Genomic DNA, 23,762 nt, shown 5'->3' with positions numbered 1-23,762 from the left:
CTTGTCAGCGGCCGTGCCTGCTTGTCGCATCAGGCAAAACGGATCGCTGATTTCGCGCGCGCCTTGGCGGCCACCTCTTCGCGATTGCGAGGATGCTGATGGGTTTCGAGGGAATCGAGAAGCTCACGCGCCGATGCCGCGATGGCTTCGACCGCATGATCGAAGGCGTGCTGGTTCTGCTTCGAAGGTCGCGTCGTTCCGCTCAATTTGCGGACAAACTGAAGTGCGGCGTCGCGCACCTCGTCATTGGTTGCCGGCGGATCAAAATTGAACAGGGTCTTGATGTTTCTGCACATCGTTTCCGAACCTCCTCTTGTCCTGAAGCCGTTTCAATCGGGACGGCTGCTATCCTCGACTATGATCATGTCCAAAAGCCGGTGAGGCAAGACCATCGTTCGGGAAGCATGACTCAGTCGGCGTCGAGCGGCTCGGCTCCAACCGGCTTGCCGTCGCGCGACAGCCTGATCTTCTCGACCTTGTCCTCGGCGGCCTTCAGCAGCCGGTCGCAATGCGCCTTCAGCGCCTCGCCGCGCTCATAGATCCTGATCGACTGGTCGAGCGGCACGTCGCCACGCTCCAGATCATCGACGATCTTTTCCAGCGCGTCGAGTGCCTGCTCGAAGCTCATCGCCTTGACGTCTTCGTTGGTCTCTCCAGCCATCATTCACCCTTTCATCAGTCGCCCGACATGGGCGGCGACCGAAAATGCCAGTCCCTGCAGATCGTAGCCACCCTCGAGCAGGCTGACGAGCCGGTTGCCGCTGTGGCGTGTGGCGCGCTGCATCAGCTGGCCGGTCGCCCAGTCGAAATCATCCTCGGTCAGATTGATCTCGGCCAGCGGATCGCGATGGTGCGCGTCGAACCCCGCCGAAATGATGATCAGGTCGGGCGCGAAATTGTCGAGCGCCGGCAGGATACGCGACAGCAAGGCATCGCGAAAAACCTCGCTGCCGGTCTGCGGCGCCAGCGGCGCGTTGACGATGTTGCCGGCGCCGGTCTCGCTCTTCGCCCCGGTGCCGGGATAAAGCGGCATCTGGTGCGTCGAGCAATAGAGCACCGACGGATCGTCCCAGAAAATGTCCTGCGTGCCGTTGCCGTGATGGACGTCCCAGTCGACGACCGCAACGCGCTCGACGCCATGTTTCTTCTGCGCATAGCGCGCGGCGATCGCCGCCGTGTTGAAGAGGCAGAAGCCCATGGCCGTGGTTTTTTCGGCATGGTGGCCGGGCGGCCGCGCGGCGACGAAGACGTTGTCGGCGCGGCCGGCAAAGACATCGTCTACGGCGGCGTTGGCGGCGCCGATCGCGGTTATCGCCGCTTGCCAGCTCTTCGGGCTGACTGACGTGTCGGCGTCGATGCGGGCGATGCCCTCGTCGGGAATGGCGGCGCGGACGCGGGCGACGAAATCGGCGGGATGCGCGTAGAGAATGGTGGCCTCGTCGCCTTCCGGCGCCTTGATGCGATCGAGCGCGACAAAAGCTTCATCGTCAAGCACCCGCTCGATGGCGCGCAAGCGATCCGGCCGCTCAGGGTGACCGGGGGGCGTGATGTGCTCAAGGAAGATCGGATGGGTATAGAGACGTGTGGTCATCTTCCCTATCTAGTGCCCCGACGTCGCGATGGCCATGCGTTGTGGCCTGATGGCTGGGGAAAATCACACATGCGTCCATTGGTGTCGCTGCAGGCATTGGCGTCGTCAGCGCTTCGGCGTAAGGTCGCCGCCACTGCCTGGTGCCCGCCGCAAGCGGGAGAATCGGGAACACGGTTGAACTCCGTGGCGTGCCCAACGCTGTAAGGGGGACCGCGCCGGTAAATGCCACTGTCGATGACGGGAAGGCACCGGACGCGGGTTGATCCCAAGCCAGAAGACCGGCCTGGCAGGCATCGTCATCCGCATGGTCAGGCGGAAGACATCCACAGCAATCGCAAGGGGACACGCGATGCCAACACACATGACCGCCTCTGTTGGCGACGGATTTGACCAGAGTGCGCGCGATGCGGTCTATCGCGCCATGTTCACGCGGCGCGACGTGCGCGGCCATTTCCTGCCAGCCCCGCTCGACGATGAGGTGCTGGCGCGGCTGCTGCTTGCCGCGCACCATGCGCCGTCGGTCGGCTTCATGCAGCCTTGGAATTTCATCGTCATTCGCGATGCCGAGCGACGGGAAAAAGTGCGTGACCTGTTCCTGGCGGCGCGAGAGCAGGAACTGCCGGCCATCGCGGAAGAACGACAGGCGCTCTACCGCAAGCTCAAGCTGGAAGGCATCTGCGAAAGCGCGCTCAACATCTGCATCACCTGCGACCGGCAGCGTTCGAAGGGTTCGCCGCTGGGGCGCTGGCACAATCCGGAGATGGACCTCTACAGCACGGTTTGCGCGGTGCAGAACTTCTGGCTGGCGGCGCGCGCCGAGGGTGTCGGGGTCGGCTGGGTCAGCATCATCGAGGCGCAGGCATTGAAAAGCCTGCTGTCAATTCCCGAGCATGTTACGCCGGTCGCCTATCTCTGCGTCGGCCGTGTTTCCGAGTTCGCGCCAAAGCCGGACCTCGAAGCGCATGGCTGGGGCCGCCGCTTGCCGCTGCCGGAACTGATCATGAGCGAGACCTTTTGCGGGCAAGGTGAAGCGTTGCTCAAATCGACCGTGGCGCGCCTCAACGGGGTCGATGCCGCGCCGGCGACCACTGCCGATCAGCGCGTCGCGCCGGCCGTGCCCCAGCGCGAACCGCCGAAGGAGGCCAGCGCCTTGTCCTTGAGTTCCCTGAACTTCGACGACGCCTCGGCCAGCCGGGCGTCCCAGGCGGGATCGGGCACCTGGCCCTCGATGGTCCTGAAGTAGACCTGCATCAGGCAGGCGATGGCAAATGGTTCGATGAACGCCGCCTTGAAGGCCCAGGCGAAGACGATGGCGAGCACGAAGGCCCAGCCGGCAAGCTGCCCGGGCATGAAGAAAAGAATCGCGCCGGCGGGCGCCAGCATCAGCAGGAAAATGACAAACGAGACGCCCCACATGATGACCGCCAGCCAAACGGCGTTCTTGACCATGATCTTGCCGTTCTGGGCATAGAGCACGACGCCTTGGCGGGCAGTCTCGAACGGCGAGGATGAATTGATGCGGATGTTGTAGCCGAGGATGATCTCGTCGACATAGGTCAACGACAGGCGGATCACCGTGTTGACGAAGCTGACCAGGCCGTTCAAGCCCGGGATCGGCAGGAAGGCGGCGATGCCGCCGAGCAGCCCTGTGATGGCGCGAATGGCGCCCTTGACCAGTTGGCCGACGACGAAAAGGATGTTGGCCTCGGCAAAACGCTGGGTCACGATGTCCTTGGCATAGGCAATCTGGTCCTGGCCGTCGGGAATGTCGCGGCCGTCGACCAGATGGACCATGACGGCGATATGGCCGGCCTTGACGACATAGAGGATGTATTCCCGGATCCAGTAGACGGCGATCGAGACGACGCCGAAGCCGACCACGCCGCCCCACAAGGCAAAGGACAGCGGCCCGTCGGGATCGGCGGAAATATGGCCAACGCCGTAGCCAACGGAGGCGCCCGTGCCGGTCGCCACGATATAGGCCAGCGTGATGCCGAAATAGACGATCATGCGAAAGACAATGAAGGGCCAGGTCCGCATCATGATGGACACCGACCTGCTGATATCGAAATCCCACATGCCCCGAATCTCCCCTCAGAGATGGCGCGAGAGGATGCGCTGAAACCGGCTGTTGTCAATCGTGGGAGTGGCGCGCCAGACCAGCAAGGGGATTTCAGACCGGCTGGGAACCCTGCTTCTTGAGCAAGCCTTCGAGCAACTGCTTGAAGGCCGCCACCACCTTCTTCGACGTCGCTTCGGGGTCGCTCGAATTGGCGATCCGCTGCGCTGCCTGGCTGCTCGCCCCGTTGATCAGCCGCGAGGCAGTCTCGGGGTCGAGGCTGGGAACGACCACGCCCTCCTCCTGCAGCCTGGTCAGATGATCGGTCATTGAACCGACACATGCATTGGCATTCGGCCATTGTGCAGGATCCCCCAGCACGGCCGGGCCATCCCGGAACATGATGCGCTGGATTTCCGGCTCCAACGCCATTTCGATATAGGTCGTGCATTCGTCGACGAAATGCTGCCAGCGGGTCGGTGCTCTCGACGCCACTTCGTTCACGCGCGCCGCCATCTCACCGTCGATTTCGGCGATGACCGCCTGCAGCAAGCCCTTCTTGTCGCCGAAGTGATGATAGAGTGCACCACGTGTCAGCCCGGCCGAAGCGGTGAAATCATCCATCGACGCCTGGGCATAGCCGATCGTGCCGAAGGCATGCCGGGCGGCCGCGATCAACTTGGCGCGCGTCTCTGCGATCATCTCCTTGCGAGGTTTGTGCATGGCTCCTGGACCTACCAACATACGCTTCGTATGCCAATTGACATACGCCGCGTATGATCTATCTAACAATCATACGCATCGTATGTAATTGTCGAATCCGTCCTTGTCGAGGAACCGGACCATGCAAAATCCCTATTCGGAGATCTTTCGCGCCCCTGGCGCCAAGGGCTTTGCAGCAGCGGGCTTCATGGCGCGGCTGCCGATCGCGATGGCGCCAATCGGCATCGTGGCGATGCTGTCGCAGACGCGTGGCGAATACTGGCTGGCCGGCGCGGTCTCCGCGACATTCGCGCTGGCCAACGCTTTCGTGGCGCCGCAAATATCAAGGCTTGTCGATCGCCTTGGCCAGACGCGGATCGTCGTGCCCGCCACGATCATCTCGGTGCTCGCTTTCGCGGTCCTGATTGCGGCGGCCAATCAGGACTGGCCTGTATGGACGCTGTTCGTGTCGGCGCTGCTGGCGGCGGCGATGCCCAGCATCCCGGCAATGGTGCGCGCACGCTGGACCGAGATTTTTCGCGGACGGCCGGAGATGAACACCGCGTTCGCCTTCGAGTCGGCTGCTGACGAACTGGTCTACATTGCCGGCGCATCGCTGTCGGTCGGCCTGAGTGCCGCCCTGTTCCCGGAAGCGGGAATGCTGGCGAGCACGCTGTTTCTCGCTTTCGGTTCGACGGCGTTCATCTTGCAGCGCTCAACCGAGCCGCAAGTGCGGCCGGTGGAACATGGGTCGCGCGGCTCGGCAATCCGCCTGCGGCCGGTGCAGATCATCACCTTTGCCCTGATCTTCATCGGCGCGACCTTCGCGACGACGGAAGTGAGCACCGTGGCGATCACCAAGGAACTTGGCCAGCCAGGCGCCGCAAGCCTAGTCATTGGTGTCTACGCGCTGGGATCGTTCGTGCTCGGCATCATCGTCGGCGCGCTCAACCTGAAAGCACCGCTGCAACGCCAGCTTGCCATCGCAATCGCCATCATCGCGCTGAGCACCTTGCTGCCGCTCACCGCCGGCACGGTGCCGCTGCTGGCGTTGACCGTCTTCGTCAGCGGCGTGGCGATCTCGCCGACCTTCATCACGGCGTTCGGCCTGATCGAACGGCATGTGCCGGAGGCGATGCTGACCGAGGGCATCACCTGGGTGACCACCGGGATCGGCATCGGCATGGCCCTGGGCTCGTTCGCGGCCGGCTCAGTGGTGGATGCGTTCGGCGCCCAGAACGGATTCTGGGTGTCGGTTGCGGCCGGCACGATCGCGCTGGTCACCGTGTTGCTTGGTCAGCGCAGCCTGGCCACGCCTGAATGCGCCTTGGAAGGATGTGAAGCAGGCGCCGTTCCCGCCGAATGATCCCCCGAAGGGCCCGGTTTCAAACAGACTGGGCTCTATCCCCAGCAGTTGCCCTTCAGAGAATCTCGGTCTTGGCGATATGGATGCCGAAGCCCTCGAGACCGACATAGTGGCGTTCGCGCGAAGCGATCAGATTGATCGAGGAAATGCCGAGATCCTTGAGGATCTGCGCACCGAGGCCGATTTCGCGCCATTCGTTCTCACGGCGGCGCGCCTCTTCGTGATCCTCGCGGTCGCCGCTCGCAGGCCGCTTGCGCTCCTGATGGGCGACGCCGACCGAGCCCTCGCGCAGGTAGACGATGACGCCACGCCTGCGCTCGCCCATCGCCTTCATGATGCCGTCGAGCCGGTGGCTGGTGCCGAACACGTCGGTCACCACATCCTCGGAATGGAGGCGCACCGGCACCTCCTCGCCGTCGCGGATGTCGCCGAAGACAATGGCGACGTGATGCATGGGGTCCCAGGGCAGCGTGTAGGTGAAGACCTGCGCCTTGCCGCCGAGCGTGTCGATTTCCGAGCAAGCCACGCGTTCGACCAGCGTTTCCTTGCGTTGCCGGTAGGCAATGAGGTCGGCGACCGAAACCTGTTTGAGACCATGCTCTTCAGCAAAGGCCGAGACCTGCGGGCCACGCTTGACGGTGCCGTCGTCATTGACCAGTTCCGAAATGACGCCGACCGGTGCCAGACCGGCGAGCTTGCACAGATCGACCGCGGCTTCGGTATGACCCGAGCGCATCAGCACGCCGCCTTCGCGCGCGATCAGCGGGAAAATGTGGCCGGGGCGGACGAAATCCGAGCCGCCGACATTGCCGTTGGCGAGATTGCGCACGGTCAGCGTGCGGTCCTCGGCCGAAATGCCTGTTGTCGTGCCGTGCTTGAAATCGACGCTGACGGTGAAGGCAGTGGTGTGGGCGGAATCATTGTCGGCCACCATCGGCGCCAGGTTGAGCCGCTTGGCCTCCTCGCGCGGCATCGGCGTGCAGACGATGCCGGAGGTGTGACGGATGATGAACGCCATCTTCTCCGGCGTGCAATGGACGGCGGCGACGATCAGGTCACCCTCGTTCTCGCGTCCATCATCGTCCATGACAACGACGATCTCGCCGCGCTCGAAAGCGCGCAAGGCTTCGACGATTTTCTTCTGATCGTAAGGCATAGGCGCTCGTTTCACTCGCAGGGGAATAAGGGAGTAGGGCAGTATGGGAGTAGGGAAAAGGAAAAAATGGCTGTCTCGGGCGGGTAGCGTGACATATTCCCCTACTCCCCTACTCCCCTACCTGTCTGTCCCCGATGACGCAGATAATGATCGGCAATGGCGCAGGCAACCATCGCCTCGCCGATCGGCACGGCGCGGATACCGACGCAGGGATCGTGACGGCCCTTGGTCATGATCTCGACGTCGTTGCCGTCCCTGTCGATCGACTTTCGCGGCGTCAGGATCGACGAGGTCGGCTTGACGGCGAAACGGGCGATGATCGCCTGGCCGGTCGAGATGCCGCCGAGGATACCGCCGGCATTGTTGGACAGGAACACCGGCTTGCCGTCATTGCCCATGCGCATCTCGTCGGCATTCTGCTCGCCGGTGATGCGGGCGGCCTCGAAACCGTTGCCGATCTCGACGCCCTTGACCGCGTTGATCGACATCAGGCCGGAGGCAATGTCCTGGTCGAGCTTGGCGTAGATCGGCGCGCCGAGGCCGGCGGGAACGCCATCGGCAACAATCTCGATCACCGCGCCGACCGAGGACCCCGCCTTGCGGATGCCATCGAGATACTCGGTAAAGACGGGAACGGACGCCGGATCGGGAGTGAAGAACGGATTTTCCGCGTCACCGATGAAGTTCCAGTTCCAGTTGGCGCGGTCGATGGACTTTTCGCCCATCGACACCAGCGCGCCGCGCACCACCATGCCGGGCACCACCTTGCGGGCGAGGGCCCCGGCCGCGACGCGTGCCGCCGTCTCGCGGGCCGAGGAGCGGCCGCCGCCGCGATAATCGCGCAGGCCGTATTTGACGTCATAGGTGTAGTCGGCATGGCCCGGCCTGTATTGGCGGGCTATCTCGCCATAGTCCTTCGAGCGCTGGTCGACGTTCTCGATCAGCATCGAGACCGGCGTGCCGGTGGTGATCATCGTCTCGCCGTCCTCGTCGAGGATGAAGCCCGACAGCACTTTCACTTCGTCGGGTTCGCGGCGCTGGGTCACGAAGCGTGACTGGCCCGGCCGGCGCTTGTCGAGCTCGGCCTGGATGTCTCGCAGAGTGAAGCGGATGCCGGGCGGACAGCCGTCGACCACACAGCCGAGTGCGGCGCCGTGGCTTTCGCCCCAGGTGGTGACGCGGAAAAGGTGGCCGAACGTGTTGTGAGACATGAAATGACCCTGCCCGGCATCGGAGCCAGCTTAGCACATGACCCGAAAAACGAAGCCGTTCTCGCAAGGGATCATGCGCAAATCAAAAAGTGCCACGGCGTCCTTCGCGCTCCAGGAGGACGCTCGGCGCCGTGGCCCGCCTTCTATTGGCGTTTTTCACAGTGGTCAAACTGTGATCTGGCGGATTTAGTTTTGACACATTCGGTTGGTTTCTGCTCTCTTCCATCGCCTGCCGCCGCCCATGCCGGTGCAATGATAACGAGGAACGATTATGCGTACCCTGATTGGCGCCGTAGCCGCCACGCTGCTGCTTTCCACCGCCGCTTTCGCCGGACAGACCGAAGGCCTGATCAAGAAGATCGACAAGGACACGGCGACGCTGACGCTGGATGACGGAAAGTCCTACAAGCTGAATGCCGAGACAGACCTCGACTCGCTGAAGCCGGGCATGGATGTCGTCATCGCTTACGATGAGACCAATGGCGAAAACATCGTCACCGACATGCAATTGCCCGACACCGAATAAGCGCCTTCCGGCCCCGCACGGCGCGCTTGCCAACGCAGTCCGTTGGTAGCAATCTCTGCGCGCAGATCCAGCCATCAAGTGGAAGATGCGAGCGGGGACCGAACAATGTGCAGCGACTGCGAAGGCGAAGGGGTCGACCGGAGGGATTTCCTCAAGGTCGGCGCGGCGGGGCTCGTTGCGATCGGTCTTGGTGGAGCTTCGTGGTCCGCGCGTGCGGCAGAGAGTGCTGCGCCGGCATTGTCCCCTGATGCAGCGCTCGCCGCGCTGAAATCCGGCAACGAGCGCTATGTCAGCCACCCGGAACTGTGCTCGATCGACCTTGCCGCGCAGCGGAAGGCTGTCGCCGGGCATCAGGCGCCTTGGGCTACCATCATCAGTTGCGCCGACAGTCGCGTTCCGCCCGAGTTGATCTTCGGCGGCCAAGGCGTTGGAGAGCTATTCGTCGCCCGGAATGCCGGCAACCTCGCCGACACCGCGACGCTCGGCACGGTCGAATACGGCGCGGCGGTGCTCGGCTCGCCATTGATCGTCGTCCTCGCGCACACCAGCTGCGGTGCCGTCAAGGCGGCTTGCGACGTGGTCACCAAGAACGCGACCTATCCGGGCGCGATCGGCCCGATGATCGAACCGATCCTGCCTGCGGCGATCGCGGCGCGGAGCGAGGCAGGCGATTTCGTCGACAACACCGCCAGGGAGAGCGCGCGCAGGACTGTGCGGCGCCTGGCTGCTTCAAGCAAGCTCCTGGCCGATCTCACCGGGGCCGGGAAGCTGAAGATCGTCGCGGCAATCTATAATCTTGAAACGGGTGTGGTGACCTTCATCGAATGACACGTTCATCGGAACGACCGGGTCAAGAGTTGGGAGCCTTCCAAACCCTGGGATGAACAAGCGTCCTGGCTAGGCAAGCGTCCTGGCTAGGACTGCGACAGCCACTCCAGGCGGTCACCCTGCAGCCTGAGCACGCGGTCCTGCGGTATCTCCAGGTTCGCTGCCTCGTCCTCCGCCACTCCAAGCACGAAGCGAAACAGAGCCCGCATGACCCCGCCATGCGTCACGCAGATCGTCTGGCGTTGGATCGCGTCGAACCAGGGTTTCACCCGTTCGAGCAGCATCTGGTAACTCTCAGCGCCCTCGCCGGGCGGCTGAAAGTTCCATTTGTCCAGCGCGCGTGTCCGGCGCGCGCCTGGATACCGCGTCTTGAGCTCGGCATAGGTAAAACCCTGCCAATCGCCGAAATTGACTTCGACCAGGCGAGGATCGGTTCGGTAGGCATCCGGATCGAGCTTCATCGCGGCGCGGATGCGCTGCATCGTCTCGCGCGTCCGCTTCATTGGGCTGGCGACGAAATCGAAATCCGCGGGATTTTGCACCACCTCGGCCAACCGATGACCGTTTCCGGTCGCCTGCTCGCGGCCAAGCGCATTGAGGTCGGTGTCGGCCTGCCCCTGAAGCCGGGATTCGGCGTTCCACGCGGTCTGGCCGTGGCGCACGATATAAACCAGCGGGTACATCAGGTCTTCCGGTACGGGGTCGGGACGGACGACGGTTGGTGGACGTTAATCCTTGACCGTCGAAATATCCGGCGCGTCGACGGCCTTCATGCCGACCACGTGGTAGCCTGAATCGACGTGATGCACTTCACCGGTGACGCCACGCGACAGATCGGACAGGAAATAGACGCCGGAATCGCCGACTTCCTCCTGCGTCACCGTCTGCTTCAGCGGCGAATTGTATTCGTTCCACTTCAGGATGTAGCGGAAGTCGCCGATGCCTGATGCGGCAAGCGTCTTGATCGGGCCCGCAGAAATGGCGTTGACGCGGATCTTCTTGGCGCCGAGGTCGACCGCGAGATAACGCACGCTGGCCTCGAGCGCCGCCTTGGCGACACCCATGACGTTGTAGTGCGGCATGACCTTTTCGGCGCCGTAATAGGTCAGCGTCAGCAGCGAGCCACCATTGCTCATCAATGCTTCGGCACGCTTGGCGATGGTGGTGAAGGAATAGACTGAAATGTCCATGGTGCGCAGGAAATTGTCGCGCGTCGTCTCGACGTAGCGGCCGGTCAACTCGTCCTTGTCGGAAAAAGCGATGGCGTGGACGAGGAAATCAAGCTTGCCCCAATGCTTGGCAACACTGGCGAAAACCTCGTCCAGGCTGGCCGGATCGGTGACGTCGCAATGGCCGGCGACAAACGCGCCGAGTTCGGCCGCCAGCGGCTCGACACGCTTCTTGAACGCCTCGCCCTGGTAGGTGAGCGCGATCTCGGCGCCATGGTCGACACACGCCTTGGCGATGCCATAGGCGATCGATCTGTTGTTGGCGACGCCAAGAATAAGGCCGCGCTTGCCGGCCATAAGGCCCTGTCCACCCGCCATGTCAGCGCTCTCCGCAAGATTTTTCAGCTTTGTGGAGTGCCCTATCGCACAGGCACACTGCCCCTTCAAGCGTTCAAACCGGACAGTTCGGGGGACAAAAGCCGCCAATCAGCCTTTTTGGCTGCGCAGCAGCGCTTCGAGCGCGCTATCGCCGCCTTCCGGCAGCATGATCCGCACATGGGCGTAGAGATCGCCATGGCCGCCGGCTTTCTCCGGCAGGCCCCTGCCCTTCAGCCGCAGCACCTTGTCCGAGTTCGACCAGGCGGGAACGTTGACCGCGAGCTTGCCGGTCGGCGTCTCGACCGGCACCTTGGCGCCGAGCACCGCATCCGCCAGCGTCACCGGCAGATCTGCATGCAGGTCGCGGCCCTCGATGCGGTAGCGCGGGTGCCGGCGCAGATGGACCTTGACCAGAGCATCGCCCGGCTGGCCCGGCCCTTGCTCGCCTTGCCCCTTCAGCCGGATGGTCTGGCCATCCTCGACATACGCCGGCAGCTTAACCGCCACCTTGCGGCCGTCGGGGAACATCGCCGTCACCTTCTCGGCGGTTGCCGCCTCCTCGATGGTGACGTCGAGCGTCACATTCAGGTCGGCAGCGGTCGCCGGCTGGCGGCGGTCGCCCGCGCCGGGGCCGCGCGCGCCCGAAAATGCGTCGCCGAAAATCTGGCTGAAAATATCGCTGTTGCCATCGAACGGATCACCGCCCGGACGGCCGGAGCGGAATTCGAAGCGTGAACCACCGGCCCCTTGCTGCCGGCGAAACCCGCCGAACGGATCACCGCCACCGGCGGCGCCCTCAAAGCCCTGGAAACGCGGCTTGCCGTCGGCATCAATCTCGCCGCGATCGAATGCGGCCCGATTCTTTTCGTCGCCGACGATCTCGTAGGCCTGGTTGGCCGCAGCAAAACGGTCCTTCGCCTTGGGATCATTCGGATTCTGGTCCGGATGATGCTTCTTGGCGAGTTTCCGGTAGGCCGATTTTATGTCCTTGGCCGATGCGTTCTTGGCAACGCCCAGCACCTCATAGGGGTCGCGCATGCTTACTGCCCTGGAAAAGGAGTGAGTCTCTGGTTGCCCCCTATATGCGCTCGCATAGGAAGAAATTCCAGTGGCCGAGCAGCATATCAAAAACGGAAAATCAGAGCGCCTTGAAGTCCTGCATGTGCCAGCCGCCGGCGCTGGCCAGGCAAAGTTCGCCTTCGAACATGGCAACGCCATCAAAGCTCTCGCGCGAGGCCCTGAAACGGCGGCATGTCTGGCCCTTGTCCTTTGATTCCGCCAGTTCGGTGATGGAGCCTCGCGACCCGGTGCCTGCATTCGCCCACGGCACGGCCTGTCCGCCGAGCTGCTCGATATCGGCCGAGGACACTGCATTGCCGATCGTCGTCTGGTCGGAGTCGCGATCCGAACTCACCGGCGCGGAGGGGACGGACGTGCTGCTGGTCAGGATCGAGCGGTCGACTTCTGCTTTTTCCAGGCTGAAGCCACCAGCGCCGCAGGCGGCAAGCGGCAGAGCGATCATCATGATCGCGGCTTTGGCGCTGGCTGAAGCAATTAGGCCGCTTTGCCTGCTGTCAAAAGCTTGCGCGATACGCGACAATCTGCAACCTCCCCCGCCTCGTAACGATTTGAGAAAAACTATGAGTGACACAGAGTTAACAAGCAGTGACTTTACCGAGGCGGCGGAGCCGTTTCGGCTCTTTGCCGCATGGCTGGAGGACGCCACCAAGAGCGAAATGAACGACCCAAACGGCGTGGCGCTGGCGACCGTCGATGCCGACGGCATGCCGGATGTGCGAATGGTTCTACTCAAGGGGTTCGATGAAGGCGGGTTTGTGTTCTACACGAATTTCGAGAGCGCCAAAGGCCAGGAGATTCTTGGCAACATGAAGGCGGCGATGTGCTTCCATTGGAAGTCGCTGCGCCGCCAGGTGCGCATTCGCGGCCCGGTAGAGATCGTCAGCGACGCCGAAGCCGACGCCTACTACGCGACGCGGCCACGCGGCAGCCGTATCGGCGCCTGGGCCTCGAAACAGTCGCGGCCGCTGGAAAGCCGCTTTGCGCTGGAAAAGGCGGTGGCCGAATACACAGCGCGCTATCCGATCGGCGAAATTCCACGGCCAAAGCATTGGTCGGGCTTCCGCATCGTGCCCACGACCATCGAGTTCTGGCATGACCGGCCGTTTCGGCTACATGACCGGGTGGTCTTTTCGCGTGATGCAAAAGGCGGTTGGGACAAGACGAGGCTTTATCCCTAAAGGGAGGTTCAGGCCCTCTTCCTGGTCATGAACGCCGTGAGCGCGGCGCGCGCCTCGTCTGATTTCAGCCGTTCGCGAAAATGTTCGCTTTCCTCGCCTATGCGGGCGAGGAGGTCGTCGCGCGAGCCGCGCATCAGGTCGCGCGCGATCTTCAAGGCCTGAGGTGGCTTGGCCGCGATCTGGCCGGCCGCCGCCAGCACCGAGGCCTCCAGCGCGTCTTCCTCGACCACATCGTAGATCAGGCCGGCGGTTTTCGCCCGTTCGGCCGAAAAGCCCTCGCCGAGGCCGAGCAGTGCGAAAGCACCCTGCTGCCCCAGGATGCGCGGCGCCAACAGGCTGGAGCCCGCCTCGGGCACCAGTCCGAGATCGACAAAAGGCGTCCTGAACACGGTGCGCGGCGTGGCGAAGGTCAAGTCGCAATGCAGGTTGAGCGTCGTGCCGATGCCCACCGCGATGCCGTCGACACCGGAGACAATGGGTTTCTCGACCTTGGCCAGCGCCATCAGGAAGTCCCAGACCTCGGTGCCGCCGTCGCCACCGGTGGCGACGACCATGAAATCGGCAAGATCGTTGCCGGAGGAGAAGGCGCCGGGCACGCCCAGGAAGACATGGACGCGGATCGCCGGGTCGGCGTCACCTTCGGCCAGAGCGGCCGACATTTTCGCATACATGGCGCGCGTCAAGGCGTTCTTCTTGTCCGGGCGGTTCATGCGGATGATCTGGATGGCGCCCTGGCGCTCGACGAGGATATGGTCTGTCACGGGTTTTTCCTTGTGAACGTCAGGCAGAGATGAGCGCCTTGCCGGCAGCGGCGAGGCTTTCGGCGCCATCGACAACGCGGTCCTTCAGGGCACTGACCTCACCGAGCAGGTTTTCGGCGAAGAAGCGGCAAAGCGCGATACGGCCCTGATCGGCAAGCGCGCCCTGCGCCAGATAGGCCCCGCCGGCAGCCAGCGAGATCAGCTTGAGATAGGGCGTAGCACCCGCCAGCGCCTCGTCCGACCGGCCATCGACGGACCGTTTTTGCAGGAAGCGGGTCGCTTCGCTGAGCTCACCGAGGGCCTTGTCGAGAGCATCGGCGGTGCGGCCGAAACCCTCGAGATTCGATGTCCGCACGGCATTGGCGACCGCCGCCAGTTCGTCGATGAAGCCATGCACGTGTTCGCCGCCGCCGAGCGGCAGCTTGCGCATGACCAGATCAATCGCCTGGATGCCGTTGGTGCCCTCATAGATCGGTGCGATGCGCGCATCGCGGTAGAATGCCGCCGCGCCGGTCTCCTCGATGAAGCCCATGCCGCCATGCACCTGGAGGCCGAGCGAGGCAACCTCGACGCCGACATCGGTCGAGAAAGCCTTGGCCAGCGGCGTCAGCAGATTGGCACGGTCGCGCCAATGCGCCGCCTCATCGCCGGCCGATACGCGCGCCAGGTCGATGGCATGGGCGCAGCAGTAGCTGATGGCGCGGGCCGTCTGCGTCAGCGCCTTCATGGTCAGGAGCGTGCGCTGCACATCGGGATGATGGACGATCGGCGCCATGCCGGCGCCGGCGTAGCTTGCCGCCTTGCCTTGCCGGCGCTCATTGGCATAAGCGATCGCCTTCTGCGTGGCGGCTTCCGCGACCGCGACACCCTGCATGCCGACGGAAAGGCGGGCGTTGTTCATCATGGTGAACATGCAGGCCAGGCCCTTGTTCTCCTCGCCGATCAGCCAGCCGATGGCGCCAGGCGCAGCGCCCCCGAAGCCATCGCCATAGATCATGGTGCAGGTCGGCGAGGCGTGGATGCCGAGCTTGTGCTCCAGGCCGGAGCAGAAGACGTCGTTGCGCGTGCCCAGCGATCCATCGTCGCCGACCAGAAATTTCGGCACCAGGAACAGCGATATGCCGCGCGTGCCGGCCGGCGCATCGGGCAGCCGCGCCAAAACCAGATGGATGATGTTGTCGGTAAAGTCGTGCTCGCCATAGGTGATGAAGATCTTCTGGCCGAAGATGCGATAGGTGCCATCACCCACCGGCTCGGCGCGGGCGCGCAAGGCAGCGAGATCCGAGCCGGCCTGCGGCTCGGTCAGGTTCATCGTGCCCATCCATTCGCCGGAGACGAGCTTTTCAAGATATTTCGATTTGAGTGCCTCAGAGGCGTGCTTGTCGAGCGCCTCGACAGCGCCCATGCTCAGCGTTGGGCCGATGCCGAAGGCCATGGCGGCTGAGTTCCACATTTCGAGCGCTGCAACGCCAAGCATGGTCGGCAACGCCTGGCCGCCATACTCCTCGGGCCCGGACAGCGCATTCCAGCCGCCGTCGATCCAGCGGCGATAGAGTTCCTTCCAGCCGCGCGGCGTGGTGACGATAGCGTCCTTCAGCACCGCACCTTGCTCATCGCCGATCTTGTAGAGTGGCGCGACTTCGTCGGTGGCGAAGCGGCCGGCCTCGCCAAGAACGGCATCGACCAGATCCTCGCCGAGATCGCCGAACGTGCCGGCATCAAGGGCGGACTTGAGACCAGCCACGTGCTTGAGCGTGAAAGCGATATCCTCGACCGGTGCCCGATACATGCCGCTCCCTCCTCCTGATATAGGCCCACCGATCCTAGGACCCGCACTGCCGCAAAACCATCCGCCTTTCAGCGGCGGCCTACCATCTTCTTTTTACGTAAACGTCGTGTGAACACTTATTCCTGAACACACTCAATATGTTAAAGAAATGGGGTTCTGGGTCACCCCACAACGCGCCCCTGTACGAATGCACAACATCTAGCACGAGCCGCTACGCCAGCCACTAGCTACCCCAGCGGAACGCCCCGATCACCAATTGTTTCAGACTATTTCAAACCAACCATCCGGCCCGCAGGTCGAGTGTTCACCTGTGTTCACCAATGTCTCCACATGTTCGGAGCTGTTCAAGCCAAAATCTTGATTTGTTTCAATGGCTTAGCTCAAATACCCTGCCTTTGCGAATGACAACCAAGCAAGGAGAATTGAAATGGTGAAGAAAACACGTGGCCGAAACTTCAAAGCCTCGAAGAAGGCGAAGCTTCTGAATGATAAATGGCGCGAAGCGCTCAAGCCGCAAGTCGCCGAGATCCACGGTCTACTCGGGCGTGAGTCAGGGAGCCGGGTCAGGATCGGCAGGATCCTACTCGACATCAAGGCTGACCTAAACGAGCACGTGTGGCTTGAATGGGTCAGAGAAGAGCTTCGCGTTCTGTCTATTCCCACTGTCGGAAATTACATGCGCATAGCCCTTTTTTGCGAAGGCAGGGGAATCGTAGATTTTACGAATCTGCCTCTCTCCTCGCTCATCGACCTATCGCGCCAGCAGAACACGCCTGAGCAGGTAGAGAAGGCATTGAAGGAAGCAGAAGCGGGTCCCGTGTCGCACAAACGGATGAAGGAGATACTCAAGCAACCGCCGAAACCAAAACCCGTGCCTGACAAAAAGCCACAACCCGACCCCATACCCAAGCCTTCCAATAAGCCGGTGATGACCAAGGACGACATCAGCGTGCTTCGCGATCTGCTGCGACAACACCTAAAGGACGATCCCCAACTCTACGACAAGTTGATAAGCGCCGTTAAAGAGCGCGGCGTACGCTTGCAGATCATCGGCAAATCAGGCCCTTTGAATATCCTTGAGGTCGATGAACCGCTTGAGCCTTTCGATCCGAATGCTCCCCCAGTTCCCCAGTGGGTGAATGAACAGGACCAATGGGTCAAAGATCAGGAGCCTCAGAGGCAGCCGATTCCTGAGTACGCCCTTTAACTGACTAACGCGAGGGGTGGCGCTTGTTGCCCCTCGCACCTCTACCTATAAGGCGTTTCCTGCGACCTGATCACCCAAGCTCGCCCGTTCCACATCCCGTAGAGCGATGGATCAAGTTCGTCGATCTTCTGCTGGAAGGCGTTGAACGGACGCGGCTTGGGCGAAGCGTCTGATGCAAGAGCGTTCAGCATGTCCTCTGCAGAAGCACTCTCGCGCCTCTGTATGTGAGTGCCCTTGCGACGCCAGTCGAAGGTGCCGTCCGCGACCTGGACCATTTCCCAGTTGTCGGAATCGTCGTGCTCGCCAAGCATCAGTTCGGTCAGCGCCCATACGAGCGCGTCCACACGGTCGGGCGATCCATCACCTTCAAAGCCGTTGCTGGTCATTTGGGTGCATTGATCTTCAAGCTCGTTGAACGTGCCGACGTGCGACACGCGGCCTTGCTCGTACAGGGCGGATACCGGTTCGGCGCGAGCTACCTTACCGCGCGATGCCCGCAACTCCTTGTATGGCACTTTCTCGTCAACAGTCGCGATGACGTGGCGGACCATTTCACCGCCGAAATTGACCTCGGCAACGATGCAGTCGGCCATGAACTCGGAATAGGTGGTGACTGCCCGCCTGCCCCACCCGTTCGGAGGCAGAGCGCACGTTCGATCAGCAAGGACATATCCGCGACCATCAACGCCAAGGCCTGCCGCAATGATTCCCTTCAAGTCGCCACCGCCTGATGGATCGACCGCGACTACAACCCGCTGCAAATCCGGGACCTGCGCAAGCGTCACGCGGTGCTTGTCGAAGACGTTGGAATCCCAAAGCGCGCCCTCGAATTCCTCAAGAATCTCGCCATCGATTTCCTGCCTACCCAGTCGTGTTCCGACGCGCGGGGCGATGACCTCTTTGAAGTACACGCCGGACAGGTTTTCCTTGTTGTCCCACGTCGAGCCTTTGGTGACGATGGTCGATGATTTGGCAATCAACGCCCTGAGTAGCGCGAGTGGTTTCGGTGTCGTCGTGACGATGCCGCGCGGATTGCTTTCGCGCATACCGTACATGAGGTTTTCCCACCCGAGCGCGGCGTAGCGTGATTTCGCTAGCTCGTCCCACCAGAAGAATGACCCCGAGGCACCGCGCAACGATTCTGGATCCTCAGCGGAATACAGTACGGCCTTTGCGCCATTCGCCCACGTCAATGTCGATTTGGATGGCTCGTACAGCGGGCGGTATGCAGCAGGGCCGACGTTGAGAAACCCGCTAGGCCCTTCAATCGAGTACTCGCGCATGTCCTTTGGCGAGTCTGCGATGATGGTCAGGAACTTCGGCGCGCCCTTTGGAGCCATGTGAGGCGTCGGTCCGCGAAGCATCTGCGATATGTTCTCGACCGCAGTACGGGTTTTGCCCCAACCGCGGCCCGAGATGATCAACCAGATGAACCAGCCCCGTATCGTCGGCATCTGCTGATCGGGACGGCCCCAAAACGACCAGTCATGCTCAAGGTACTCGGTTTCATCCGGGGTCAAGCTGTCGAGGAATTTCTTCTGCTGCTCGATGCTCCATGATGCGAGCAAACTTGCCTTCGATTGCTTTTCGGGTGTCATCTCGATTTACGTTCATGTTGAAGTTCGTGGACTGGATTTCGGTCTTGTCCTTGTACTCATCCGGATCGATGTTTTTCAGCATCCACTGCGCTCCTGTGGACGGTTTGCCGGCCTTGGTACAGGCGATGATTTGATCTTCCCAATAGGCAGCACGCGCGGCATGCGCCCGTTCCAATGCATCGCTGAACTCGGGATGCTCTTTCGCCCATACGTTGATGATCTTCTTCGTCACGCCGATCTCGCGGGCGAAGGACAGGATGCCGACGCCTGTTGCCAAGTGGTCAATGACCTTCCTGCAAAACTTGGCGTCATACTCGACCGGCCCAGCGGGCATATCAATCAAGATACAGGCATTAAAGACCATAGGGAATGGCACGGGATCGCCCCTGTACGTAAGTGCTACCCGTGTGTAACATAGTATAAATGTTGCCCGCAACGCGGTCTTACTGTATTTTTGCGGATGGCAACGAGAATCTACATTGACATAATGGCAGTTATACTGTCATTGTCACGTTGCACTGCACCCATCGTCCCCGGGACGCCGCGTTGCTGACGGAAATGCGGCGTCCCACCCCGACAAGGTGCACTGCGGGGCAAGGTGATCAGATGCAAACAAATCCAATAACACCCATCCCACCATTCGCAGGCATGATCCTGTTCGGTGCCCCGATTCCGATCGCTCGCATGAGCGACAAGACCGCGCTCCGGGTGCTCGGGTCTCCTACCGTCGAGCGCGACAAACGGGGCCTGCCAAACTCTTGTAGCGCGGCAGGCCCCGCCAATTTCCATGAGGACAAAAATGGCCCGATTGACCAGTGAACAAGTACGCGTCGAACTCGCACGCCTAAAGAGTGACGGTGCAGGTGGCCCGCCCGACAGTGACCCCGACATGATCAAGGCGAACGCGCTCCGTATGCAGCGCGACCTCGACCGGGCCAAGGCTGATATCTACGACCCCTCCGAGAAATTCGACGGCAGGGCACATGCGAGGCAGGTCAAGGATGCCATTCGCCGAGGTTTGGCCTAAATGATCCGCCTCGCTGGATGGGCATCAACCCCGGCAATCGACCAAGAAGATTGCGCCTTCCAGCACAAGTCAATTGTCATCCCCAAGGCCATGCCGCCCCTATTTGCTTCGCACCGTGATGGCGAACTCGGGCGGGCCTACGAACCAGCGGGGCGCATCTTGAATCTCGAATGGCGCCCGCAAGGTATGTGGGCCGAGGTCGTAGTCGAGGATAGGTATGCTGAGTACAAGGCGTTCAGCGTCGGCTGTAAGCTCGAAGCATATGAGATCATCGGCAAAGGCAAAACCGCCTATGCGCAGGTGACGCGCGCTAGTCTGACCGAACTCAGCATCACCAACAACCCTTGCAACGTCGAGACCGTGGTGGTGACCCGCGCGCCGTACAACCCAATCGATCTCACCCCGTTCATCAAGGCGCAAGCTGCATACACCGACACCATCGTCCAAAAGTTCGCAGCCATCCAGCGTCACATCAGGCTGCTCGAGGCCTTGCTATGATCAAGATTCACTTAGTCACGCCTTCACCCCACAGCGACATCAGGCCGGCGGACAGCACGTTCGCACAGAACCCCAACACCTGCGGCATCGAACCCAAGTGCCCGGAGCCCGTCGCGCCACTGTATGAGGCCGACACCCAACCCCTTCCCGAAGAGGAACCCAAATGACCCAGATACAAGGCACCATCGAGAAGCCGTTGGGCGCAAGTCGCCTTGGCCAAGGTGCCAACCGAATCCGCGCAACGCTGAACGTGGAGGGTTATCCTGTTCCTATGATAGTCGAGGCGACGAAGATTTCGCCCGTGATCATCGAACGTTTCAAGGCCGGCGGCGCGATCACCGACGAACAGCTGGACATGATCGCTGGCTTCCTGCGGGGCGAATATTCGCTTAGCGGCATTGACAATAATTGGCGACGCATTCGTCCCGCTGCGCCCGAGGTCAAATCCCTGCCGCTGGCGTGTACCGATCTGCCTGTCGGCCCGGTACACCCGCACCCACTAGGTGACTATGCGCCCGAACGCGTTCCGCAGGACGCGCTGCCGACGCTCGTTGACCCACGCCTTGCAACGCCGACCCCTGCACGTGTCGAACCCGGCGGCATGTTCGGTATTCGGAGGCGCGCATGACCTGGGTGGGCCCAACCATGGTGCATCTGGCGATCAAAGAAGCTGGTTGGCCCGCCGACGTGCTTGCCAAGGCACTCAAGGCCGATGTCGCGGATGTGACCGACTACCTCGACAAAGGCACCCCATTGCCGTCGCACCCTAACGAGGCGCTCAATGCGTGGTTGTCGCATCATATCGGACGCGGTTCAGACGGGCTCATGTACGTTGATCCCTTCCGGCCGACCGTCACCATGCTGCCGATCATCGCAGCGGAGATAGGCTGCTAGAGGACCCGTGAGACAGAAGGAAGTGCCTAGCTCGGTTGCAACCTATCCGCTCATCCTGACGTCTTAGTGTCGCCAACGTCGCACCAAAATCCAAACATTACGTGATATATTATTAATAGTTTTGCGTATCGAAACCTTTTGGTGTCTTTTTATTATACTAATCGATAAGACCGTGCACAGGTATAGCGTAAGAGCGTTCAAGGCGAGGGCACACAGAGTTGCTATTGCAATGTAATCTTTTTGGTAACTTGCGAATGGTTGCGATTCTTTCAACTGCCATTTCAATACCCCGATTGGGGATATCTCGTAACCAAAAATAACTGCTCCCAATTTGAAAACCGACGGGTACATTGCGTAGACTAACGCCGTTGCTATCGCCGGCGTAAAAGCCCACAGATACGAAACGGCCACCCCAATCAAATCATCTGTATCTAGCGGCGCCCATGTTTGATCGTCTAGGCTCTGCGCTTGCAATGCTCGAAGTTGACGCCAATAATAATAAGATACTAGAAACATCCATACCGGAACGATCCTTAAAAAATCGAGAGAACTGAATTCTATCCCACCAAGAGAGGTTCTGATGTGATCTTTATCGTACATATTGATCAATGATTTAGACAGTTCATCTACAGAATAATATTTACCGTCAATCTTTCCAAGCATATCTATAGATATAAGCTCAATCGCCCGAATGTCTAATACATATAAATCTTCATCATAGGGAAAACCTTTCTTAACTCTATCCGGTAGCAACTTTTCCTTATCTTCCTTGGCTAAATATAATTTGGCCCCTTCTACCAAACGAAAAATTCCGGGAAATATGGACAATGCTGATCGCGGCAGCGCCAAACTCGTCGTACCACTGCTGGACGGAACAATTAGTGCAAAGAATCTCTTATACCCATGCTCTTGGCAATAATTGTTGAAGATCAGGTATCTCACGTTGCGACTATATATTTCACCCAAATCGGAAAAATACGAAAAATTTACGTTGTAGAAAAAGAAATATGTATCTGGTTGTATTAAAAGTGCGTCACACTTTCTTAATCTCGAGTATGGCAACGGTATATCGCGTATGATTACTCCCAAATCGTTCTTAGCAGCTCCGAAACTTTTCATAATCTCGGTTAATTCAGGAATCTCCCCTGTCTTCGCGGCCCTTTTTTTCAAAGCAGTTATATAGAGCTTTCGGTATTGATCTCCTAACTCGTCAGAAAAATTGGAAATATCTTTATCCGTGGCCGGTTGTGTTTTATACATACCGGCAGCAATATCGCGAGCAGCCAAAATAAGTGACAGCTGCAATTTAGTTTCGTAATCTACGTTTCTTTGTATCTCTCCAATTGCCAGATAAATGAAGGCCGCAGCTGCAAGCACCAGCGCAATGAAGGCATGTTTAGCAGCCGTGAGATGTCCATCCACTGCGGTAAGCCACCTTGTTAGAGTTGGCCTTCAGCCCAAAATATCCTTGAAGTCGTTGTTGGGATCAGGCTTTCGCCGCCGGGCCAAAAGGTTGACTAGGGCCTTGTCGCCTTTTGCAGTGATGCGCCAATAACTTCCCCTGTCGTTCACCCCTCGTTTTTTGATTCCTTGATCAATCAAACCGAGCGCCCGAAATTGAACTATCACCTCATTCCACGATTCTAGTTCTATGGACGCGCGGCCGAACAATTCCCACCCCTCTGGTTCGGGGTCGTAACCGTTGAACCGGGCTAGTAGGCTTTGAAGATCTCCCTCCGTTGTCTCGTTTATCAGCGCGGGGCCAATGTCGCGAAATATGTCATTCCACGATACTTTCGCCGTCCATTTCGTAGACTTGGTATCAAATCCGGAGATCTGGCTCCTTATTGTTCGAGAGCCCCTGATTTCGATTTGATCAGTCCCCGACTCAAGGGTTTCGTCTTCATCACTTGAGTCTTGACTTCCGACGGCTTCTCTTAATTGCCGGTTCTCGTCGGTCAATTTGCTTATTTGTTCCAAAAGCGCAATTGGTGACGACCCGTCATTTCTAATCCAACCTGGACGCGGATTGACCCTGATTTCGCGAACCAGCGACCGCGAAACGAGGCCACCTAGCTCGGATGCGCTGGCCCATTTCCTGATCGGATGACCAGTCATTACCTCAGTTCGGAAGGCTTCCAACTGCCGGCGCGATTTCTCATCCTTTTCGGTTTTTCCAACTGGAATCTCATCCGGCTTACCGTGAACGAAAGCCAACACAGGAAGCCCAATTTTCTTGGCATATCTGTACTCTTTCTCGGTATAGCTTATTCCCTCGTCGGCAACTGAACCGTAGCGGCCGCCTATTATTAGCACGTAGTAGTCACATTCATCGATCACTCGCTTGATCACATCCCACTGGCTCTCATTGGAGGCCACGAATGCTTCCATTCCGGTTGGGATACAGTCGAGCTCCCAGATCGCTTGAATGACTTCGGCTCGTTCACTGACTAAGTCGGTAAACGTCGAACTGACAAATATTTGGTGACGAACTGAATAGGACAACTTTGTCTCTCCCCCACGCCGTTGGAACAGTTACCGGAATCGGCAACTATTGACCAGAGCGCCTAGAGCCCTGTCGTCCGTCGCCCACAGCGAGCGAGCATGTTGGGGGGCGCGCCCGCATGTCGCGCGACACAGGGAGGTCGACTGTGGGACGCTGTATGCGTCGGCGCGGGCGCGGTCGGCGTGAGGGTTAGCAACGCATGGGGGTACGATTGTACGTCGCGACATCGAAACACGGT

26 protein-coding genes, 1 pseudogene and 1 riboswitch are annotated in these 23,762 nt (G+C 60.3%); of the genes and pseudogenes, 10 read left to right on the top strand and 17 right to left on the bottom strand.

Going from position 1 to position 23,762, the window contains the following annotated elements; all coding sequences use genetic code 11:
- Window positions 1–29 precede the first annotated feature (29 nt).
- The 3 genes from AC1D2G_RS17390 to AC1D2G_RS17380 form a co-directional block, all read right to left on the bottom strand.
- Window positions 30–296 carry a DUF2277 domain-containing protein gene (locus tag AC1D2G_RS17390; RefSeq protein WP_095091923.1) on the bottom strand — a complete coding sequence of 89 codons (267 nt, stop codon included), beginning with the start codon at window positions 294–296 and terminating at the stop codon, window positions 30–32.
- Window positions 297–409: 113 nt separating this feature from the next.
- Window positions 410–661, bottom strand: a complete 252-nt coding sequence (locus AC1D2G_RS17385; RefSeq protein ID WP_477415604.1) for an exodeoxyribonuclease VII small subunit — start codon at window positions 659–661, stop codon at window positions 410–412.
- A 3-nt stretch (window positions 662–664) separates the two neighbouring features.
- Entirely contained in the window at window positions 665–1,591 is a 927-nt protein-coding gene (locus AC1D2G_RS17380) for a histone deacetylase family protein (RefSeq protein ID WP_477307390.1), read from the bottom strand.
- A 121-nt stretch (window positions 1,592–1,712) separates the two neighbouring features.
- Window positions 1,713–1,892: riboswitch (cobalamin riboswitch) on the top strand.
- 3 nt (window positions 1,893–1,895) lie between these two features.
- Here AC1D2G_RS17380 and bluB point away from each other — a divergent pair.
- Window positions 1,896–2,570, top strand: a pseudogene (bluB, locus tag AC1D2G_RS17375) (5,6-dimethylbenzimidazole synthase); the annotation flags it as partial.
- Between the two features lie 116 nt (window positions 2,571–2,686).
- On the opposite strand, the gene AC1D2G_RS17370 reads toward bluB, so the two are convergent.
- Together AC1D2G_RS17370 and AC1D2G_RS17365 are read right to left on the bottom strand one after the other, a co-directional pair.
- Window positions 2,687–3,670, bottom strand: coding sequence for a hypothetical protein (locus AC1D2G_RS17370; protein ID WP_477415542.1), 984 nt, complete (start codon window positions 3,668–3,670; stop codon window positions 2,687–2,689).
- A gap of 94 nt (window positions 3,671–3,764) precedes the next feature.
- Window positions 3,765–4,373, bottom strand: coding sequence for a TetR/AcrR family transcriptional regulator (locus tag AC1D2G_RS17365; RefSeq protein ID WP_477415541.1), 609 nt, complete (start codon window positions 4,371–4,373; stop codon window positions 3,765–3,767).
- 121 nt (window positions 4,374–4,494) lie between these two features.
- On the opposite strand from AC1D2G_RS17365, the gene AC1D2G_RS17360 reads away from it, so the two are divergent.
- Window positions 4,495–5,718, top strand: coding sequence for an MFS transporter (locus tag AC1D2G_RS17360; RefSeq protein WP_477415539.1), 1,224 nt, complete (start codon window positions 4,495–4,497; stop codon window positions 5,716–5,718).
- Window positions 5,719–5,773: 55 nt separating this feature from the next.
- Here AC1D2G_RS17360 and ribB read toward each other — a convergent pair whose 3' ends face one another.
- Window positions 5,774–6,874: a 3,4-dihydroxy-2-butanone-4-phosphate synthase gene (ribB, locus tag AC1D2G_RS17355; RefSeq protein WP_095091919.1), complete on the bottom strand. Its 1,101-nt coding sequence runs from the start codon at window positions 6,872–6,874 to the stop codon at window positions 5,774–5,776.
- A gap of 101 nt (window positions 6,875–6,975) precedes the next feature.
- Window positions 6,976–8,085 carry a chorismate synthase gene (gene aroC, locus AC1D2G_RS17350; RefSeq protein WP_477415537.1) on the bottom strand — a complete coding sequence of 370 codons (1,110 nt, stop codon included), beginning with the start codon at window positions 8,083–8,085 and terminating at the stop codon, window positions 6,976–6,978.
- A gap of 271 nt (window positions 8,086–8,356) precedes the next feature.
- Between aroC and AC1D2G_RS17345 the strand changes: the two genes are divergently transcribed.
- Window positions 8,357–8,611: a DUF1344 domain-containing protein gene (locus AC1D2G_RS17345; protein ID WP_095091917.1), complete on the top strand. Its 255-nt coding sequence runs from the start codon at window positions 8,357–8,359 to the stop codon at window positions 8,609–8,611.
- A 105-nt stretch (window positions 8,612–8,716) separates the two neighbouring features.
- Window positions 8,717–9,439 carry a carbonic anhydrase gene (locus tag AC1D2G_RS17340; RefSeq protein ID WP_477415535.1) on the top strand — a complete coding sequence of 241 codons (723 nt, stop codon included), beginning with the start codon at window positions 8,717–8,719 and terminating at the stop codon, window positions 9,437–9,439.
- A gap of 86 nt (window positions 9,440–9,525) precedes the next feature.
- Here AC1D2G_RS17340 and AC1D2G_RS17335 read toward each other — a convergent pair whose 3' ends face one another.
- From AC1D2G_RS17335 to AC1D2G_RS17320, 4 genes are all read right to left on the bottom strand, one after another.
- On the bottom strand, window positions 9,526–10,122 hold the full coding sequence (locus AC1D2G_RS17335; protein ID WP_477415533.1) for a histidine phosphatase family protein: 597 nt from the start codon (window positions 10,120–10,122) through the stop codon (window positions 9,526–9,528).
- A gap of 45 nt (window positions 10,123–10,167) precedes the next feature.
- Window positions 10,168–10,986 carry an enoyl-ACP reductase FabI gene (gene fabI, locus AC1D2G_RS17330; protein WP_477226013.1) on the bottom strand — a complete coding sequence of 273 codons (819 nt, stop codon included), beginning with the start codon at window positions 10,984–10,986 and terminating at the stop codon, window positions 10,168–10,170.
- A 108-nt stretch (window positions 10,987–11,094) separates the two neighbouring features.
- Window positions 11,095–12,024, bottom strand: coding sequence for a DnaJ C-terminal domain-containing protein (locus tag AC1D2G_RS17325; RefSeq protein WP_095091913.1), 930 nt, complete (start codon window positions 12,022–12,024; stop codon window positions 11,095–11,097).
- Between the two features lie 100 nt (window positions 12,025–12,124).
- Window positions 12,125–12,586, bottom strand: coding sequence for an RT0821/Lpp0805 family surface protein (locus tag AC1D2G_RS17320; RefSeq protein WP_477415531.1), 462 nt, complete (start codon window positions 12,584–12,586; stop codon window positions 12,125–12,127).
- A gap of 40 nt (window positions 12,587–12,626) precedes the next feature.
- Between AC1D2G_RS17320 and pdxH the strand changes: the two genes are divergently transcribed.
- A complete protein-coding gene (pdxH, locus tag AC1D2G_RS17315; protein WP_477226012.1) occupies window positions 12,627–13,244 on the top strand; it encodes a pyridoxamine 5'-phosphate oxidase in 618 nt (205 codons plus the stop codon).
- Between the two features lie 8 nt (window positions 13,245–13,252).
- Here the strand turns inward: pdxH and AC1D2G_RS17310 are convergent, their stop codons facing one another.
- Window positions 13,253–14,005 carry a crotonase/enoyl-CoA hydratase family protein gene (locus tag AC1D2G_RS17310; RefSeq protein ID WP_477226011.1) on the bottom strand — a complete coding sequence of 251 codons (753 nt, stop codon included), beginning with the start codon at window positions 14,003–14,005 and terminating at the stop codon, window positions 13,253–13,255.
- 19 nt (window positions 14,006–14,024) lie between these two features.
- Complete coding sequence (locus AC1D2G_RS17305) at window positions 14,025–15,794, bottom strand: acyl-CoA dehydrogenase (RefSeq protein ID WP_477415529.1); 1,770 nt, start codon at window positions 15,792–15,794, stop codon at window positions 14,025–14,027.
- 427 nt (window positions 15,795–16,221) lie between these two features.
- On the opposite strand from AC1D2G_RS17305, the gene AC1D2G_RS17300 reads away from it, so the two are divergent.
- Complete coding sequence (locus tag AC1D2G_RS17300) at window positions 16,222–17,001, top strand: hypothetical protein (RefSeq protein ID WP_477415527.1); 780 nt, start codon at window positions 16,222–16,224, stop codon at window positions 16,999–17,001.
- A 41-nt stretch (window positions 17,002–17,042) separates the two neighbouring features.
- Here AC1D2G_RS17300 and AC1D2G_RS17295 read toward each other — a convergent pair whose 3' ends face one another.
- Window positions 17,043–18,599 carry a DNA-packaging protein gene (locus AC1D2G_RS17295; RefSeq protein ID WP_477415525.1) on the bottom strand — a complete coding sequence of 519 codons (1,557 nt, stop codon included), beginning with the start codon at window positions 18,597–18,599 and terminating at the stop codon, window positions 17,043–17,045.
- Window positions 18,508–18,975 (bottom strand): hypothetical protein, encoded by a 468-nt coding sequence (locus tag AC1D2G_RS17290; RefSeq protein WP_477415523.1) that lies wholly within the window; start codon window positions 18,973–18,975, stop codon window positions 18,508–18,510. The genes AC1D2G_RS17295 and AC1D2G_RS17290 overlap by 92 nt, the downstream gene beginning before the upstream one ends.
- Window positions 18,976–19,398: 423 nt before the next feature.
- Here AC1D2G_RS17290 and AC1D2G_RS17285 point away from each other — a divergent pair, with 423 nt between their 5' ends.
- The 4 genes from AC1D2G_RS17285 (at window position 19,399) to AC1D2G_RS17270 (ending at window position 21,018) form a co-directional block, all read left to right on the top strand.
- Complete coding sequence (locus tag AC1D2G_RS17285) at window positions 19,399–19,626, top strand: hypothetical protein (RefSeq protein ID WP_477415521.1); 228 nt, start codon at window positions 19,399–19,401, stop codon at window positions 19,624–19,626.
- On the top strand, window positions 19,627–20,124 hold the full coding sequence (locus AC1D2G_RS17280) for a hypothetical protein (RefSeq protein ID WP_477415519.1): 498 nt from the start codon (window positions 19,627–19,629) through the stop codon (window positions 20,122–20,124). It abuts the gene before it with no gap.
- A 163-nt stretch (window positions 20,125–20,287) separates the two neighbouring features.
- Complete coding sequence (locus AC1D2G_RS17275) at window positions 20,288–20,752, top strand: hypothetical protein (RefSeq protein ID WP_477415517.1); 465 nt, start codon at window positions 20,288–20,290, stop codon at window positions 20,750–20,752.
- Entirely contained in the window at window positions 20,749–21,018 is a 270-nt protein-coding gene (locus AC1D2G_RS17270) for a hypothetical protein (protein WP_477415515.1), read from the top strand. Before AC1D2G_RS17275 ends, AC1D2G_RS17270 begins: the two co-directional genes overlap by 4 nt.
- Before the next feature lie 63 nt (window positions 21,019–21,081).
- Here AC1D2G_RS17270 and AC1D2G_RS17265 read toward each other — a convergent pair whose 3' ends face one another.
- Window positions 21,082–22,440 (bottom strand): hypothetical protein, encoded by a 1,359-nt coding sequence (locus AC1D2G_RS17265; protein ID WP_477415513.1) that lies wholly within the window; start codon window positions 22,438–22,440, stop codon window positions 21,082–21,084.
- Window positions 22,441–22,470: 30 nt separating this feature from the next.
- On the bottom strand, window positions 22,471–23,523 hold the full coding sequence (locus tag AC1D2G_RS17260; RefSeq protein WP_477415512.1) for a DUF4062 domain-containing protein: 1,053 nt from the start codon (window positions 23,521–23,523) through the stop codon (window positions 22,471–22,473).
- Window positions 23,524–23,762 lie beyond the last annotated feature (239 nt).

The sequence above is a fragment of the Mesorhizobium sp. P2_C7 genome (assembly GCF_056404515.1).
This window is presented reverse-complemented; position numbering and strand designations above follow the sequence as displayed.